The organism is Microbacterium schleiferi, from assembly GCF_015565955.1.
Lineage (GTDB): Bacteria > Actinomycetota > Actinomycetes > Actinomycetales > Microbacteriaceae > Microbacterium > Microbacterium schleiferi_A.
Window position 1 is genome coordinate 623,147 of record NZ_CP064760.1, and the last position, 16,412, is coordinate 639,558.

The following is a 16,412-nucleotide window of genomic DNA, read 5'->3' on the forward strand; positions in this document are numbered from 1 at the left end:
GATGCTGACCGGGATCGCGTTCCTTCTCGCGCTGGTCGTCGCGATCCCGCTCGGGGTGCGCAGCGCCGTGCGCGCCGGCGGCGCATCTGACCGGATCGCCAGTGGTCTGGCCGTTGTCGGACTCAGCGCCCCGACCTTCGCCGTGGGCCTGCTGCTGCTCTACGTCTTCGCGTATTACCTTCCGATCTTTCCCGTGTACGGCGGGGGGTCGGGCGGTCTCGACACCCTCTGGCATCTGATCCTGCCTGCCATCACCCTGGCGCTCGGGCTCGGGGCCATCATCCTCAAACTCACTCGCACCGCCATGCTCCGCGAACTCGAAACCGATTACGTCACCTCTGCCCGCGCCCGTGGTCTGTCGGCGCGCAGCGTCCAGCGGATCGCCCTGCGCAACGCGGCCATTCCGATCGTGACCGGCGCGAGCCTCGTCCTCACCTTTCTGGTCGGCGGCACGGTGCTGGCCGAGACGACGTTCGCCCTCCCGGGCCTGGGGACGCTGCTGCAGGACTCGGTGCTCTTCAAAGACATCGCGGTCGTGCAGTCGCTCACACTCCTGGTCGCGATCGTCATCGCGGTCATCGCGCTGCTGGCCGACATCGCCTACATCCTGCTCGATCCGCGGGTGCGCGAACGGGGGGTTCCGGCATGACCGCGGCGATCGAACTCATGAATGCGCCCACGCGTCGCCGGCGACGGATGCCGATTCTCATCATGCTTTCGGTGGGGCTCCTCGCGATCGTCGTGCTGGCTGCGATCCTCGGCCCGCTGCTGTTCCCGGATGCGATGCGACAGGACATCCTCTCCGCGCTTCTGGCACCCGGCCAGGACGGACACCTGCTCGGCACCGACGAGCTCGGCCGCGACGTCTTCGCGATGACTGTCGCCGGAACGGCGTCGGCCCTCGTCGGCCCCGTGTGCGTCGCCCTTGGATCCATGGCTCTCGGCATCCTCCTCGGCACGATTGCCGGCTACGAGCGGGGCTGGCTCGACTTTCTGATCAGCCGCTGGACCGACCTGCTGCTTGCCCTCCCGGTGCTCCTGGCGGCCATCGTCGTCGCGGGCGTGTTCGGAGGCGGCTACTGGGTGACGGTTCTGCTGCTGATCGCGTTGTTCTCACCCTCGGACATTCGGATCGTTCGGGCCGGCGTGCTCGAGCAGTCCGCGAGGCCGTACATCGAGGCAGCCCAGATGCTCTCCCTGTCGCGGTGGCGCGTGATGTTCCGCCACATCCTCCCGAACGTCTCGACGCTGGTCATCACGAACGCGATGCTCAACGTCGCCTTCGCCATCGTCGCCTTCTCGTCGCTGTCATTCCTCGGCGTCGGGGTCCCGCCCGGGACGGCTGACTGGGGCAGACAGCTCACCGACAATCGGGCGATCATGTTCGACAACCCGGCGGCGGTGATGGTTCCCGCGGCGCTCATCATCCTCGTCGCGTGCGCCGTGAACCTCGTCGGTGACTGGGTCGGTCAGCGGCTCTCGCAGGTAGGGGAAGACGCATGAGCGGCGTACAGATCCGAGGGCTGAGCGTGCTCGGGCCGCAGGGCGTCATGGTGGAGCCGTTCGACGCCGACATCGCATCGGGCAGAACCCTCGCGATCATCGGCGAGTCCGGCTCGGGCAAGACACTCAGCGCGAAGAGCCTCATCGGCCTGTTGCCGCGTGGGTTCCGCGCTGCCGGGACGGCCGTCGTGGCAGACCGCACGCTTGCTCTGGATGCCCCGCCCGCCGCCTGGACCGCGGTGCGCGGGAGCACGGTAGCGCTGCTGCTGCAGGATCCGTTCACGAGCCTCTCACCCGTCCATCGATGCGGCGATCAGATCGCGTGGACCCTGCGGGCGGCATCCGATCGCCGGGTGTCGGCATCCGAGGTGGCCCGCGACGTCGCCGCGCGGCTCGCGGAGGTGAAGCTGCCCGAGCGGGTTGCTCGCGCCTTCCCGCACCAGTTGTCGGGGGGTATGCGGCAGCGCGTCGCGATCGCGGCTGCCCTCGCCGCCGACCCGCGGCTGCTGATTGCCGACGAACCCACGACGGCGCTGGATGCCTCGAATCAGGCCGAGATCCTCGACCTCTTGCGCGCCGTGCAGGCCCGTCGCGACCTCTCGGTGATCCTCATCTCCCACGACCTCGGCCTCGTGCGTGGCCGAACCGATGACGTCCTGGTCATGCAGCACGGCGTCATCGTCGAGCGGGGAGCGACCACCGAGGTGCTGTCTGCACCGAAGCATCCATACACACGGGCGCTGATCGACGCGGATCCGGTCCTCGCGCCGCCCAGGGACGCACCCGTCGCCGCCGACAACCCCGCCCCGACGCTCGTGCAGGTGAGCTCGGTGACCAAGCACTTCGGAGAGCGCACCGTGCTCGACGGCGTCGGCCTGCGCATCGGAGACGGCGAGATCGTCGGCGTCGTCGGCGAGTCCGGCTCGGGCAAGTCGACGCTCGCGCGCTGCATCGCCGGCCTGGAGCGCGAAGACGGCGGAGTCATCACCTTCGCCGGTGATGACCTCGCTCCCGGTCGCCGTTCGCGCACGCCAGCGCAGATGCAGATCGTGTTTCAGGATCCGTACTCGTCGCTGAATCCGATGATGTCGATCGGTGCCATCCTTCGCGAGGCCCTCGCGGTCGCGCATCGTCCGGCATCCGATGTCACCGAGCTGCTCGAGACGGTGGGACTGCCCGCAGGATTCGCGAAGAAGCGGCCGGCTGAGCTGTCGGGCGGGCAGCGGCAGCGTGTCGCGATAGCCCGTGCCCTCGCTCCTCGCCCGAGACTGCTGATCTGTGACGAGTCAGTGTCTGCGCTGGATGTCTCGGTGCAGTCGCAGATTCTGGCGTTGTTGACGAAGCTGCGTGATGACCTGGGAATCTCGCTGTTGTTCATCTCGCACGATCTCGCCGTCGTGAGGTTGCTCGCAGACACCGTCACGGTGCTGTGGGATGGGCGCGTCATCGAGACGGGGCCGTGTGAACAGGTGCTCACCGACCCCCGACACGAATACACCCGGATGCTGGTTGCCGCCGCGCACCGCGAGAACACGTCGGTGAGTACCGGCGACAGAGAGGATTGACGTGCAATCGATCGAACCGGCGCTCGCGGAGGGAGCCGACGCTGTTGCGGCGGTTCTGGCGAGGGGCCTTGCCGACGCTCTGGGACCCGAGCGCGCCGCGCTGTGGCGCGTCGAGCGTTCCGGGTACCGCCCGTCGGCACACACCCTCGACGGAAGCGACGGCATCCTCGCAGCCGTCCTTACCTCCGGGCGTCCCGCGACAGCGGCGACCAAGATCGTGGACCTGTGGGTGGCGCCCGACGCGCCGGGCGATGCCGCCGACCGGCTGATCGACGGCGTGCTTGCCCGAGCGAGCGAACGCGGCGATGCAGCGGTGAAGTGGGAGTTGCCCGAGGGCGCTGCCGTGCCCGAGAGCGCCGTCATCCACGGGTTTGCGCCGATGCGCAAGCCCTGGGGTGCCGTGGGAACCGAGGCAACGCGCGGGCTTGTGCGGTGGCTGGTGTCGATGCCCCACGAGGAACCCGGGTACTACGGTCAGACGACGCTGTTCACGTGCGGTGCGGTGGCAGGTCTCATCGCCACCGAGCGCTACGGCACCCCCGGGTTCGCGGGCCAGAACGCACCTGATCGGGATCTCGAGATCGAGTTCTGGCGTCGCGCCAGTAACTATCCGGCGTGTGAACCGATCGGGCTCGCTGTCACGGTGCAGGAGCATCTCGGATCCCGAGCCGCCGTCAAGGTCGCTCTGGATCACGCGGGGCCCGTGCTGCTGGAGGACTTCACCGGCTTCGACTACGACTTCCGCGCCGAGTTGCAGCGAGAATCCCGCAAGCGTGCAGCAGATCTCGGTATCTCGGTCGACGGCTCACGCATCCCGATGACGGAGGTGGCTGCCCGTGTCGCCGCGGGCGACCAAGCTCTGCTTCTCATCGACGAGGCCCCGATGCACGCCGATCCGGGTCCGCACTGGATCGTCGCCCACGCCGCCGCCGGGCCCTACGTCGTGGTCGAAGACCCCTGGGTCAACCGCGCCACCGGTGAGACCTGGGTCGACACGCACGAGTTGCCGATCCACGTCGATGATCTCGAGCGTCTCGTCGCCTGGGGACCCGAGGGCTACCGGGGCGTCATCTTCCTCTCGACGCCCTGAGGCGCCGGCCCGATCGCAGGAGGATTGACGGCTTTCGCCGCCTCGCGCGGCTAACAGGTCATCTGCTCCTGCAATCGGCACGGATGGGCCGGTTGCGGGCGGAGCGGCGCGCGGGCTGCCCCGGCGGATGTCCGTGGGCGCGAATAGACTTGCGGGGTTATGGATGTGGTGGATGACGAGCTGCTGACCGGCCTAAATCCGCCGCAGCGAGAAGCGGTGCTGTACCGGGGCAGGCGCTCCTGATCGTCGCGGGCGCCGGCTCCGGCAAGACCCGCGTGCTCACCCATCGGATCGCGTCGCTGTTGCGCAGCGGCGAGGCCTACCCGAGCCAGATCCTGGCGATCACGTTCACCAACAAGGCAGCTGGCGAGATGCGCGAGCGTGTCGCGCAGCTGGTCGGTGAACGCGGACGCGGCATGTGGATCTCGACGTTCCACTCCGCGTGCGTGCGGATCCTGCGGCGTGAGGCCGAGCAGTTCGGATTCACGAAGGCGTTCACGATCTACGACTCCGGCGACTCCCGAGCGCTCATCAAGCGCCTGGTGAAAGAACACGAGGCCGATGCCCTCGGTCTTACTCCCGCGGGCGTGCAAGGGCGGATCTCGAAGCTCAAGAACGAACTCGCGGATGCCGAATCCTTCGCCCGTCAAGCGAACATGAGCGACCCCGCCGAGCGCCTGTTCGTGGAGATCTTCGGTGACTACCAGCGCGCGCTCCAGCGTGCCAACGCGTTCGACTTCGACGATCTGATCGCCCAGACCGTCTACCTGTTCCGCGCCTTCCCGCAGGTCGCGGATGTCTATCGACGCCGCTTCCGTCACGTCCTGGTCGACGAATACCAGGACACCAACCACGCCCAGTATGCGCTGATCCACGAACTCACCCGTCCCGTGACCGGTGCGGCGGCCGAACCGTATTCCGTCGGTGGAATGATGATCTTCGAGCCGGATCAGGCGCCCGAGCTCGAGGGCGCCTCGCTCACCGTTGTCGGCGATTCCGATCAGTCGATCTACGCGTTCCGCGGCGCCGACATCCGCAACATCAGCGAATTCGAGCGCGACTTCCCCGGCGCCAAGGTCGTGCTGCTCGAACAGAACTACCGCTCGACGCAGAACATCCTCTCGGCAGCCAATGCCGTGATCGGCAACAACTTCGACCGCAAAGACAAGAAGCTGTGGACCGACGTCGGCGCAGGTGAGCAGATCGTCGGTTTCACGGGCTACTCACAACACGACGAGGCCCAGTTCGTTGCCGACGAGATCGAGGCGCTCCACCGGCGCGGCGTCGAGTACGGGCAGGTCGCGGTGTTCTACCGAACGAACTCGCAGTCGCGTGCGCTGGAAGAGATCTTCATCCGCTCGGCGGTGCCCTACAAGATCATGGGCGGCACGAAGTTCTACGAGCGCGCCGAGATCAAGGATGCCCTCGCGTACCTGGTCGCTGTTGCGAACCCCGCCGACGAGATGGCGGTGCGTCGCATCCTGAACAAGCCGCGTCGCGGCATCGGTGACGTCACCGAGACGGCCATCGCCCGCTACGCCGCCGATGAGCAGATCACCTTCCGCGATGCCCTCGCCAACGCGTCTGCCATCGGCGTGGGGCCGAAGATCCAGGCGGCGATCGTGCAGCTGGATGCTGTGCTGGCAGAGGCCAGCGCCCTGATGCTCCCGGCCTCGGGTGAGCTGCCCCCGCCCACGACGGTGGCTGAGGGACTGCAGCTGCTGCTGAACAAGTCCGGGTACCTCGACGCCCTGCGCGCCTCCCGCGATCCGCAGGACGAAGCGCGGGTCGAAAACCTCGACGAGCTCGTCGCCGTGACCCGGGAGTTCGCTCGCAACAATCCTGACGGCACGATCATCGACTTCCTCACCGAGGTGGCACTCGTCGCAGATGCCGATGACCTCGACGATGCCACGGGGTCGGTTTCGCTCATGACCATGCACACGGCGAAGGGTCTGGAGTACGACACCGTCTTCATCACGGGTGTGGAGGAGGACCTCATCCCGCACCGGATCTCGGCGGGGGAGCCCGGCGGTCCGCAAGAGGAGCGGCGCCTGTTCTATGTCGGTGTGACACGGGCCCGGGCGCGGCTGTACCTGACGCTCGCGATGACTCGAGCACAGTTCGGCGAGGTGTCCGTGGCGATGCCCAGCCGATTCCTGCAAGAGATCCCCGCCACTCTGATCGACTGGCGGCAATCGCCCGGTGATGTGAACTCCCGCGGCGGGTCCCAGTCGCGCGCCCTCAACGCACGGCCCGGGCGGGGCGGATTCGGGTCAGGCGCGGGAGGCTCCGGCCGCTACGGCGACGCTCTCGTGCCGAAGTCGACCTCGATCGACAAGTTCGCCAACCGCATCCCCGCAAAGGTGCGCGACAACGGCGACATGGAACTCGCGCCGGGCGATCGCATCCGCCACGACGACTTCGGCGAGGGACGGGTGGATGCCGTCACCGGTGAGGGCGCGAAGCGCGTGGCGCACGTGCGGTTCGACTCTGCCGGGGCCAAGAAGCTCCTGATCAAGATCGCGCCGATCGAGAAACTCTGACCCGCGGCGCCAGGACTTTGGCCCCTGAGAGGTCGGGATACCCGCGCGTACGATCGCGGTGACGGCGCGAGCGAGGGTGCACCGACGCCCAGGGCCCGCAGAAGGTCAGGCCCGCTCGCAGAAGGAGGCCCATGACCCTCGCGCCTGTCCTCCGTCTGCTCGCCGATCATCCGGTGCTCGTGCTGTTTCTGGTCACGGGTATCGGCGCGGCGATCGGTCGGATCCGCCTGTGGGGAATGTCGCTCGGGGCGGTCGCGGTGCTCTTCACGATGATCGCGCTCACGGCCTGGGGTGTCTCCCAAGGCGTCGTGATCGAGGTGCCCTCGTACGTCGGGGACTTCGGCCTCGTCCTGTTCGCCTTCAGCATCGGGGTCATCGCCGGGCCCGGGTTCGTGAACGCGTTGCGCACGTCGTACTGGATGCTGCTGCTCGTCTCGGCCATCATGATCGCCGCCGCAGCCCTGACGCTGGGCCTGGGGACGATGCTGAATCTCTCGCCGGAGACGATCGCGGGTGCCTACGCGGGATCGGTCACGAGCACACCAGCGCTGGCGGCAACCGGTGGTAGCCCCGCCGCCACGGTCGGGTACGCGAGCACCTACATCTTCGGGGTCATCGGCGCGATGGGGGCCGTCGTCCTCGCGCTTCGCCACAGCCGCACCGACGCCGACGCGCCCGCGCGGATCGTCGACCTCGTGGTCCGTATCGATACCGACAGCAATCCGACGATGACCGACCTCACCCGCAGGCACGGTGGCCGCGTGCTGGTCTCGCGCCTACGCCGCCCCGACGGCGAGGTCATCGTCGTCGGTCCCGACACGGTCCTCGAGAAGGGCTCGATCATCAACGTGGTCGGTCCCGAGCGGATCGTCGCGGCCGTCACCGACGAGCTGGGTCATCCGTCGACGCTGAACATCACCCACGACCGCAGCCGGCTCGACTATCGGCGGATCATCCTGTCGGACTCGCGCTGGTCGGGACGCACCATCGCGCAGCTCGGTGTCGCCGAGCGCTTCGGCGCGACCATCGTGCGGGTGCGGCGCGGGGATGTCGAGTTTCTGGGCACCCCCGACTTCGTGCTGCACCAGGGGGACCGCCTGCGGGTCGTCGCCCCCGTGACCAGCTGCCCGCGGTGACAGCGTTTCTCGGCGACTCCGAGCGAGGGATGGCCGAGCTGAACCCCGTGGCTCTCGGTCTGGGTATCGCGGCGGGCATGCTTCTCGGCCTCATCGAAGTGCCGCTGCCGGGCGGATCCCACCTGTCGCTCGGGGCCGCCGCCGGGGCGCTCATCGTCGGTCTCGTGATGGGCAGGATCGGGCGGATCGGACGCTTCGTGACGACGATCCCGAACGCCGCGGCGACAGCCCTGGGCGAGCTCGGCCTGCTGATCTTCCTCGCGTACGCCGGGTCCAAGGCGGGATCGCAGATCCTGCAGGCGATCGCATCGGGAGAGATCGTCGCTCTCGTCGGGATCGGGCTGGTCGTGACATCCTTCGCGATGTTCGGGACGTACTTGCTGGTGCGGCACATCCTGCGACTCGGCGGAACCAAGCTGTCGGGCGTCATCGCGGGAGCGCAGACGAACACCGCGATCCTCGCGTTCGCGCAGGAGCGCACCGGTCACGACGTCCGTGTCGCCCTCGGCTACAGCCTCGTGTATCCGACAGCGCTCGTCGTGAAGATCCTGCTTGCCCAGGTGCTCACGCTCCTGTGACGCCCAGAGTCGGTCGTTGAGCGCGTGAGGAAACCCGGTGGTCGAGCGAGCGGAGCGAGTCGAAACGCCCCCGCCGATCTGCGGTCGAAGCACCCCACACGCCTGCCGCGTTTCCCGAACCGTGACAACCCTGGCCCCGATCGGCGCCCGAGGTCGGTAGCCTCGAAACATGGCTCTGTTCTCTCGACGCCCTGCAGCAACGCCTGCCGAGACGCCCGAGGGCGCTCCCGACGACACGGCTTCCGCCGAGGATGCGCCGGTCGCCGACGCCACGGCGGCAGCGGCGTCGGACCCCGATGCCGGAGACAGCGAACCCGACTTCGACGCGGTCGTCGGGATCTCGATGTCGTCGTTCCAGGGCTTGGGCGCCCCCGCCCCTGAGGCGGATACCCCGGCAGAAGACCCCGGCGACGACGGTGCCGACGCGCCCCGCGGCCCGACCTGCACGACAACGGCCCGCTCGTCGCGGCCCTGGCGAAGCTCCCCGAGCGGCCTGAGCCGGCTGAACTGCTGCAGGTTGCCCGCCAGCTCCTCCAGGGGCACCTCTTCCTCCGGGTCAAGGGGGACGCAAAGCGGATGCTCGCCGAGGGCGAGAACATTCCGCTGGCCATCACGACGATCGGCGAGAAGCAGTACGTCCTCGTCTACAGCGGCGTCGCGGCGCTGCGCGCGAGCCTGGCCGCCGACGGGGCGACAGACACCTCGGCGATGGCGCAGCCCGCACAGGCTGTGCTGCGATTCCTGCTCAGCGGCACGTACGGGGGTCTCATCGTCGACCCGGCCTCCGCGCCGGCGCGAGCGATGCTCTCGCGCGAACTGATCGCTCAGATGATGGAGCAGGCCGATCCCGAGTTCAGTATCAAGAAGCTGCTCGCTGCCCGTCGGACCGAGACCACACCAGACGAGGTCGTCGCCGCGATTCCGTCCTCACGGCTATGGATCGCGGCAAACAAGCCCGAGGGATCGGATCAGGTCGGCGTCGCCGAAGCCCGCGCTGCCGACGGCGACCGTCTCATCGAGGTGTTCACACACCCCATCGAGATCGCAGCCCTCGGACGCGGCGACCGCCCCGCGCCCGTGACCGGTGCGCAGTTGGGCTCGGCTCTGCGCGCTGACCCTGAGCTCGCCGGCATCCTGATCGATCCTGCTGGTCCCTGGATAAGACTCGACCGCGATCACCTCGCCCCGTTGATGGTCGAGGCTCCGGGCGATGGCGACTGACCGGATCATCCTCGAGATTCCCGGCCCCGACGGAGGCCGGGAGGTCGGACTGTCCAGCCCCGACCGCGTCCTGTGGCCGGCCGCCGGGATCACCAAACGTGATCTAGCCGAGTACTTGCTGGCCGTCGCGGGCCCCTTCCTTGCCGCCAACGGTCACCGTCCGGTATCGCTGGAGCGCTACCCCGCGTCGATCGAGGGCGAGATGTTCTTCTCGAAGAACCCACCCAAGGGCGCGCCGCCCTTCGTCGAGACCGTCACCGTGACGTACAACAGCGGGCGTCGGCATCCGCAAATCGTGCTCACCGAACCCGCCGCCGTCGTGTGGGCAGCGCAGATGAACACCGTCGTCTTCCATCCGTGGGCCTCACGCACCGAGAACACCGACAATCCCGTCGAGCTGCGCATCGATCTCGATCCGCAGCCGGGCACCGATTTCGCGGATGCCGCAGCCGTTGCCCCGGCGCTGCGCGAGGTGCTCGCCGAGGCGGGCCTGGAAGCGTGGATCAAGACCAGCGGCAACCGCGGCATCCACCTGTTCTGCCCGATCGAACCGGAGTGGGAATTCCTCGACGTCCGTCACGCCGTGATCGCCGCCGGACGCGAACTGGAGAGACGGATGCCGGATCGCGTCACGACCAACTGGTGGAAAGAGGAGCGCGGGAAGCGCGTCTTCATCGACTTCAACCAAGCCAACCGTGACCGCACGATGGCCGGTGCCTACAGCCCTCGGGCGCTCCCGACCGCGACCGTTGCCACCCCGATCACGTGGGATGAGCTGGCCGGCGTCGACCCGGCATCCTTCACCGTGCGCACCGTGCCGCAGCGCCTCGCCGAGGTCGGTGACCCGTGGGCGCAGTTCGGAGCGTCGCCGGGCACGATCGACACGCTGCTGGAGTGGTGGGAGAGGGACCTTGCCGACGGGCTCGGCGAGCTGCCATTCCCGCCCGAGTTTCCGAAGATGCCCGGTGAACCACCGCGCGTGCAACCGAGCCGGGCGCGCAAGACCGACCCGAGCGAATCCGAGACGGAGGGCAGCGAGTGACCGAAACGACGGAAGCTGGCACGAGCGGAGCCGAGACGACAGTGGGCATCGATCGATGGGCCGCGCGCCTCCTTCGCACGCGCTGGGTTGTCCGAGCCCCGATTCCGCTGTTTCGCGCGGGCCTGGGCTGGCTCTTCGGCGGTCGGCTCATGCTCGTCGAGCACCTCGGGCGCACAAGCGGGCAGCCGCGCTACGTCGTGCTCGAGGTGATCGAACGGGAGGCCAACGCGATCCGCGTCGCTTCCGGATACGGCACGCGGGCACAGTGGCTGAAGAACCTTGCCGCCCATCCCACCGCACGACTCTGGGTTGGGCATTCGAAGGGCGTACCGGCGACGTCTCGCATCCTGCCCGACAGCGACGCCGCGGCGGTCCTCGCCCGCTACGCCCGAGTGCATCCCGATGCCTGGGAGCATCTGACGGCGGCGATGGGCGAACTGAACGGGGCTGATGCGACCATCCCGGTCGTCGAGTTCACCCCGCCGACGCGCTGACCGTCAGCTCTCGAGCACCGCGCCGACATCGTACGCACGCACCGTCTCGAGCTGTTCGTACGTGCAGGAGCGCGGATCACGGTCCGCTCGCCACCGCACGAACTGCACGGTGTGGCGGAATCGCCACTTCTCGAGCTGGTCATAGCGCACCTCGAGCACGCGCTCGGGCCGCAGCCGTACGAACGAGACATCCTTGCCGGACGCGAAACGCGACCGCTCGCCCTCGCCTGTCATCGCCTCGCCGCTCTCGTCGCGGTCGACGAGGGGATCGAGCTCCTCGACCAGTTCTAAGCGGCGCTTGTCCGACCACGCTGCCACCCCGCCGACCTGAACAAGCCGACCCTCGTCGGTGTAGAGGCCGACGAGAAGCGAACCGACCCCGCGACCGCTCTTGTGCACGCGGTAGCCGAGCGCGACGACATCCGCCGTGCGCGCGTGCTTGATCTTGAACATCGTGCGCTTGCCCGGCGCATACGGCTGAGCCAGCGGCTTGGCCACGACCCCGTCGAGCCCGGCGCCCTCGAACTCGTCGAGCCAGCGCCCTGCGAGCGCAGGATCGTCCGTGGCGCGCGTCACGTGGACCGGGCGCGGAACTGCCCGCAGCAGATCGACGAGCTCTGCGCGCCGCGCCGAGAACGGCTCGCTCGCGAGGTCGCGCTCGCCGCGGGCGAGGATGTCGAACGCGATGAACATCGCCGGAGTCTGTTCGCTCAGCATCCGCACTCGCGATTCGGCGGGATGGATGCGCTGGGTCAGCGCGTCCCAATCGAGGCGTTCGGAGCCCGGATCGCCGAGCGCGATGACGATCTCACCGTCCAGCAGGCAGGGCTCCGGCAGCACCCGCGCGAAAGCCTCGACGAGTTCGGGGAAGTACCGGGTGAGGGGTTTGGCGCCGCGACTGCCGATCTCGACATCCGTCCCGTCCCACGAGACGAGGGCGCGAAAGCCGTCCCACTTCGGTTCGAAGCTCAGGCCGCCCGTGCTCGCCCGTGGGTCGGGGATCCGATCGACGGACTTTGCGAGCATCGGCTCGGGGATCGCGTACGGCATGAGGCCAGCATCCTGTGTCGTCAGGGGCGTGTCCAGATTCAGTCGGGAGCCGGTTCGCTGCTCCGGCGCCGCGCCCAGCGAGCTGGCGTGTTCGGCCCGTCCCACACCTGCACGATGCCCCACGCGACTGCCGTGATCGGTACGGCCAGCACAGCGCCGACGATCCCGCCGAGCACGGTGCCGACGGTCAGGGCGATCAGGATGACGAACGCGTGCAGCTTCATGGAGCGACCCATCAGCACCGGCTGCAGGAAGTTGCCCTCCAGCTGGTTGACGAGCACGACCACCCCGACGACGAACAGCGCATTCACCAGGCCGTTCGAGACGAGTGCGACGAGGGCCGCGAGGATGCCGGCCAGGGTCGCCCCCACGATCGGGATGAACGCCAACAGGAAGACCAGCACGGCAAGGGGGAGGGCGAGCGGGACCTGCAGGATCCACAGACCGATGCCGATCCCGACCGCGTCAACGAACGCGACGGACGCCGTGCCGCGCACATACGCGCCGAGAGTGGAGACCGTCTTGTCGCCGATGCGGCGGGCGCGCGCCTCGGCCGAGCCGCGGAACGGGCGCAGCAGGAACTCCCACATCCGCGGACCGTCCTTCAAGAAGAAGAACAGGACGACGACCAGCAGCACGAAGCCGGTCGCGAAGTTCGCGACGATGCTCACACCGGCGATCGCGCCAGAGCCGAACTGTGCGCTCGTGATGAAGTCCTGGATCGAGGCGATCCACTGGTCGATCTGTTGCTGGTCGATACCGAAGGGCAGGGTCTGCACCCATTGCCACAGTTGCTGGGCACCAGCCTCGGCCTGGCTGTAGAGGGAGTCCCACTGATCTCGGACCGCCCAGACGATGAGCCAGCCGACGCCGGCGAGCAGCAGCACGATCGTGAACAGCGCAATGAGGGTCGCGAGGATCGACGGGACGCCGCGGCCCCGCATCCAGCTCATCGCGGGCGCGAAAGCCGACGCGAAGATCAGCGCAAGCAGAACCGGGATGACCACCAGCGTGATCTGTTGAATCCCCAGATCAGGCCTGTCGCGAGGGCGACCACGACGATGATCTGCAGCCCCCGGGTCGCGAGTATCCCGAACTTGTCGCCCCACAGCTTGCTGGGTGGGACGATGCCGTCATCGGGTACCGCAAGCGCGCTGGTGCTGTCTTTGGCGGAGCCGATCCCGAACAATCCCATGGCTCGACCGTAGTCGGCGCACGGAACCCGCGCACGGCCTTGACGGCAGGGCTCGAATCAGCAACGCCCCCGTCGAGGTCAGTGGTCGCCGAACAGGTCGTCGAGCGTGATCGGGACTCCTGCCGCGTCACTGAGAGCGGTGCGGGCGGCATGCCAGCCGCTCATTCCGTGCACGCCAGGGCCTGGCGGGGTCGATGCCGACCCGAGATAGACACCCGGCAGCGGCGTTCGCCACGGATGCCGCGAGGTCACGGGTCTGCGGATGGCCTGCGCCATCGTGAATGCGCCGCCCGAGATGTCGCCGCCGATCTCGGCCGGGTTGGCGCGCTCCCGCGTCGCGGCGGTCGCCGCGTGCACCGCCAGCACCTGATCCCGCACACCGGGGGCGAAGCGCTCGATCTGGGCGAGAACGGTATCGGTGGCATCCGCGGGGGAGCCGAGCGGGACGTGCGTGTAAGCCCACAGGACTGCTTTTCCGGCGGGAGCCCGTGTCGCGTCGATCACCGACGGCTGCACGGCCAGCACGTAGGGGCTCTCGGGGATCCTGCCGCGTGCGACCTCGCGTTCGGCGGCGATGATCTCCTCGCGCGTTCCGCCGAGGTGAACCGTCGGGGCCTGCCCCACGTCAGGATCGCGCCACGGGACCGGCCCGTCGAGAGCGAGATCCACCTTCATGACGCCCGGACCGTAGCGGTAGCGCCGGATCGCCTGGGCGTACCGGGTCGGAAGCGCGGAGTCCGTCAGGAGCAGCCGCGGCGAGGTGTCCAGGATGAGCAGGTCGCCTGCCGCCGGATCGCCCCAGTCCAGGCCGTCGAGCGAGGTGACCCGCGTGCCGGTCTCGATGACGCCGCCGTGGGCGCGGATGTCGGCGGCGAGCGCATCGGCGATCGTGTGCGCGCCACCTCGTGGCACAGGCCACCCGCCGGCATGGGCCTGCGCCGTGAGGAGGAGCCCCGCAGCGGCCGAGCCCAGGGACGGCATCCACGTGTTTGCGTGGGCCATCGCACCGGCCAGCAGCGCCGCGGCTCGTGGGGTGCGAAAGCTGCCTGCCCCGAGTGCAGTCCCCTGCTCGAGCACCCGCAGGCCGTACCGGATCGCCGTCAGGGGATGCCGCGGCATCCGGATCAGCTGATCACCCGTGAACGTCACGAGCTCGTCGCTGTGACGCGCGAGCGGCCGGATTGTCGCGAGCCACGCGCGGCCATCGGGCCCGAGATCGTCGGCGGTCCGGCCGATGTCGCGCCACGCGATTGCTGCCGGCCCGTCATCGAGCGGATGCGCGTAGGAGGCATCCGGGATCAGCCACGAGACGCCGCTGTCGAGGCCGAGGGCTCGGAACACGGGGGACGTCAGTGCCGCGGGGTGCACCGCCGAGCACACGTCGTGACGGAATCCGGGGAGGGCCAGCGCTTCGGTGCGGAGACCGCCACCGATCGTCTCCGCCGCCTCGAGGACGCGCACGTGCAGTCCCGCCCGGGCGAGTGTCGCCGCGGCGGTCAGACCGTTCGGTCCGCTGCCCACGATCGTCGCGTGCGCCGCCATGCCGCCAGTCTGCCAGCCCCCACCCGCGGCGTCTCCGCCTCGCCCGGTCCGGCCCCACCTCGCCCGGCCCCTCCCGGCTTCTCGCCCCGCCCCCACCGGCCCCGCCCGCCTCGGCCCGATTGCAGGAGAAACCCCGGGATTCAGGGCCGAAAGGTGGCTGGTTCGGCCGATCATCCTGCGATCGGACCGCTGTCGGTCATATCGCGCCCCTGCCCGCCCCAGCTCGATCTTGACCCAGTCCGGTGACGTACACCCTCCGACCCTGCCTCTGTCGGTGAGCGAGCGAAGCGAGCCGAAACGTCGTGGCTGGCCCGATTGCAGGAGGAGTCCGGGGATTCGCGGCTCAGAAGCCGGTGAGTCCGCCGATCATCCTGCAATCGGGCCGCGCCGCCCGCCCGGTGAGCGCAGCAGCCCGGTGAGCGCCCGCCGAACCTCGTCGGGGCGCCACATGATGTCCTCCGCGGTGACGCGCAGCGTCGCGAATCCGAGCGCCGCACTGGCCAGGTCCCGCACGTGGTCCCGACGCTGGGCTGCCCAATCCCCGTGAAACTCACGGCTGTCGCACTCGACGATGAGCCAGCCATTGACGACGAAGTCCACCCGCCCGACTCCCGCGATCGTGACCTGCACGTCATATCGGCATCCGATCGAGCGCAGGATGAGGCGCAGCAACGACTCCGGCCCGGACTCAGCGCGCTCGTCCAGCAGGCGCCACAGCACGCCATGGCGTGCCGGAAGCGCGGCGAACAGTTCGTCGAGTTCCGACCTGCGCAGCACCCGCCGGTGCAGCGCGGAGTCCAGGCTCGCCACAGCCGCTCGCGGCTCCTGGCATCCCACCGCGTGGATCAGTGCGTCAAGCGGCGACACGCACAGAGCCCCGCGGGGTCGAGGGCGGTTGAGGATCATCCAATGTCGCTTGGCCCGTGCTGATTGCGGGTTGCGCAGCGCGGCGGATCGCGGGAGGTGCACATGCACGCGGTCAGGGTGGGTCATGACGAAGACGCCGAGCCGCTCCAGTTCCGACGTGCACGTGAGGCGGGCGCCCAGACGCCCGGCCTCGATACAGGGCAGGGGAAGATCCGGTGCGCAGTAGGCATCGCGGTGGAGGTGGAGGAGCTCGCCACGGTCGACGGCCCTCGCGATCCGTCGCTTGCTCCAGCCCTCCGCGCGAAGTTCAGATGTCGTCACCGCGCGCGGTTCGGTGGGGGACAGCGTGGGCCGGGAGGGCGGCGCGCTCCCGGCTCGGGGGTGTGTCTGTGACCTCGGCATGGCCGCGAGCCTGCCCGCCTCCCGCCCCCAGGCTTTCCGAGGTCTTGGCGCCGGTGGACGAGGCCTCAGCTACCGGCGCTGGGGAGGAATCGTCGCCGATCCGCCCGGCCCGATCGCAGGATCAATCACGGTGGCCGACCTCGGCAGGGCGGCCAAGCGCCTTCTCCTCCTGCGTTCGGGA

The 16,412-nt window shown here is 68.9% G+C and carries 13 protein-coding genes and 1 pseudogene; 10 read left to right on the forward strand and 4 right to left on the reverse strand.

The genetic code is table 11. The features are described from left to right. Position 1 precedes the first annotated feature (1 nt). From IT882_RS03010 to IT882_RS03050, 10 genes are all read left to right on the forward strand, one after another. On the forward strand, positions 2-649 hold the full coding sequence (locus IT882_RS03010) for an ABC transporter permease (protein ID WP_229382269.1): 648 nt from the start codon (positions 2-4) through the stop codon (positions 647-649). Then, positions 646-1,503 carry an ABC transporter permease gene (locus tag IT882_RS03015; RefSeq protein WP_195693112.1) on the forward strand — a complete coding sequence of 286 codons (858 nt, stop codon included), beginning with the start codon at positions 646-648 and terminating at the stop codon, positions 1,501-1,503. Before IT882_RS03010 ends, IT882_RS03015 begins: the two co-directional genes overlap by 4 nt. Beyond that, positions 1,500-3,068 carry an ATP-binding cassette domain-containing protein gene (locus IT882_RS03020; protein WP_195693113.1) on the forward strand — a complete coding sequence of 523 codons (1,569 nt, stop codon included), beginning with the start codon at positions 1,500-1,502 and terminating at the stop codon, positions 3,066-3,068. The genes IT882_RS03015 and IT882_RS03020 overlap by 4 nt, the downstream gene beginning before the upstream one ends. Before the next feature lies 1 nt (position 3,069). Further along, positions 3,070-4,158, forward strand: a complete 1,089-nt coding sequence (locus IT882_RS03025; RefSeq protein ID WP_195693114.1) for a peptidase C39 family protein — start codon at positions 3,070-3,072, stop codon at positions 4,156-4,158. 242 nt (positions 4,159-4,400) lie between these two features. Continuing rightward, positions 4,401-6,704, forward strand: coding sequence for an ATP-dependent helicase (locus IT882_RS03030; RefSeq protein ID WP_418887804.1), 2,304 nt, complete (start codon positions 4,401-4,403; stop codon positions 6,702-6,704). A 131-nt stretch (positions 6,705-6,835) separates the two neighbouring features. Further along, positions 6,836-7,840 (forward strand): TrkA C-terminal domain-containing protein, encoded by a 1,005-nt coding sequence (locus IT882_RS16245; RefSeq protein ID WP_229382270.1) that lies wholly within the window; start codon positions 6,836-6,838, stop codon positions 7,838-7,840. Then, a complete protein-coding gene (locus IT882_RS16250; protein WP_229382271.1) occupies positions 7,837-8,418 on the forward strand; it encodes a hypothetical protein in 582 nt (193 codons plus the stop codon). Before IT882_RS16245 ends, IT882_RS16250 begins: the two co-directional genes overlap by 4 nt. 471 nt (positions 8,419-8,889) lie before the next feature. Beyond that, positions 8,890-9,639 (forward strand): SseB family protein, encoded by a 750-nt coding sequence (locus tag IT882_RS03040; RefSeq protein WP_267490561.1) that lies wholly within the window; start codon positions 8,890-8,892, stop codon positions 9,637-9,639. After that, on the forward strand, positions 9,629-10,681 hold the full coding sequence (gene ligD, locus IT882_RS03045) for a non-homologous end-joining DNA ligase (protein WP_195693116.1): 1,053 nt from the start codon (positions 9,629-9,631) through the stop codon (positions 10,679-10,681). The genes IT882_RS03040 and ligD overlap by 11 nt, the downstream gene beginning before the upstream one ends. Continuing rightward, positions 10,678-11,175, forward strand: a complete 498-nt coding sequence (locus IT882_RS03050) for a nitroreductase family deazaflavin-dependent oxidoreductase (protein ID WP_195693117.1) — start codon at positions 10,678-10,680, stop codon at positions 11,173-11,175. The genes ligD and IT882_RS03050 overlap by 4 nt, the downstream gene beginning before the upstream one ends. A 3-nt stretch (positions 11,176-11,178) precedes the next feature. Here IT882_RS03050 and IT882_RS03055 read toward each other — a convergent pair whose 3' ends face one another. From IT882_RS03055 to IT882_RS03070, 4 genes and pseudogenes are all read right to left on the reverse strand, one after another. Then, positions 11,179-12,225: an ATP-dependent DNA ligase gene (locus IT882_RS03055; RefSeq protein ID WP_195693118.1), complete on the reverse strand. Its 1,047-nt coding sequence runs from the start codon at positions 12,223-12,225 to the stop codon at positions 11,179-11,181. A gap of 38 nt (positions 12,226-12,263) precedes the next feature. Next, positions 12,264-13,354: pseudogene (locus tag IT882_RS03060) on the reverse strand (AI-2E family transporter). A 144-nt stretch (positions 13,355-13,498) separates the two neighbouring features. Beyond that, positions 13,499-14,962 carry a phytoene desaturase family protein gene (locus IT882_RS03065; RefSeq protein ID WP_195693119.1) on the reverse strand — a complete coding sequence of 488 codons (1,464 nt, stop codon included), beginning with the start codon at positions 14,960-14,962 and terminating at the stop codon, positions 13,499-13,501. A 366-nt stretch (positions 14,963-15,328) separates the two neighbouring features. Next, positions 15,329-16,150 (reverse strand): endonuclease domain-containing protein, encoded by an 822-nt coding sequence (locus tag IT882_RS03070; protein ID WP_195693120.1) that lies wholly within the window; start codon positions 16,148-16,150, stop codon positions 15,329-15,331. Positions 16,151-16,412: the final 262 nt, after the last annotated feature.

Excerpts from the sequence above, each read along its gene's own strand:
- IT882_RS03010 (WP_229382269.1), top strand. The coding sequence starts at position 2 with ATGCTGACCGGGATCGCGTTCCTTCTCGCGCTGGTCGTCGCGATCCCG.
- IT882_RS03015 (WP_195693112.1), top strand. The coding sequence starts at position 646 with ATGACCGCGGCGATCGAACTCATGAATGCGCCCACGCGTCGCCGGCGA.
- IT882_RS03020 (WP_195693113.1), top strand. The coding sequence starts at position 1,500 with ATGAGCGGCGTACAGATCCGAGGGCTGAGCGTGCTCGGGCCGCAGGGC.
- IT882_RS16245 (WP_229382270.1), top strand. The coding sequence starts at position 6,836 with ATGACCCTCGCGCCTGTCCTCCGTCTGCTCGCCGATCATCCGGTGCTC.
- ligD (WP_195693116.1), top strand. The coding sequence starts at position 9,629 with ATGGCGACTGACCGGATCATCCTCGAGATTCCCGGCCCCGACGGAGGC.
- IT882_RS03055 (WP_195693118.1), bottom strand. The coding sequence starts at position 12,225 with ATGCCGTACGCGATCCCCGAGCCGATGCTCGCAAAGTCCGTCGATCGG.
- IT882_RS03065 (WP_195693119.1), bottom strand. The coding sequence starts at position 14,962 with ATGGCGGCGCACGCGACGATCGTGGGCAGCGGACCGAACGGTCTGACC.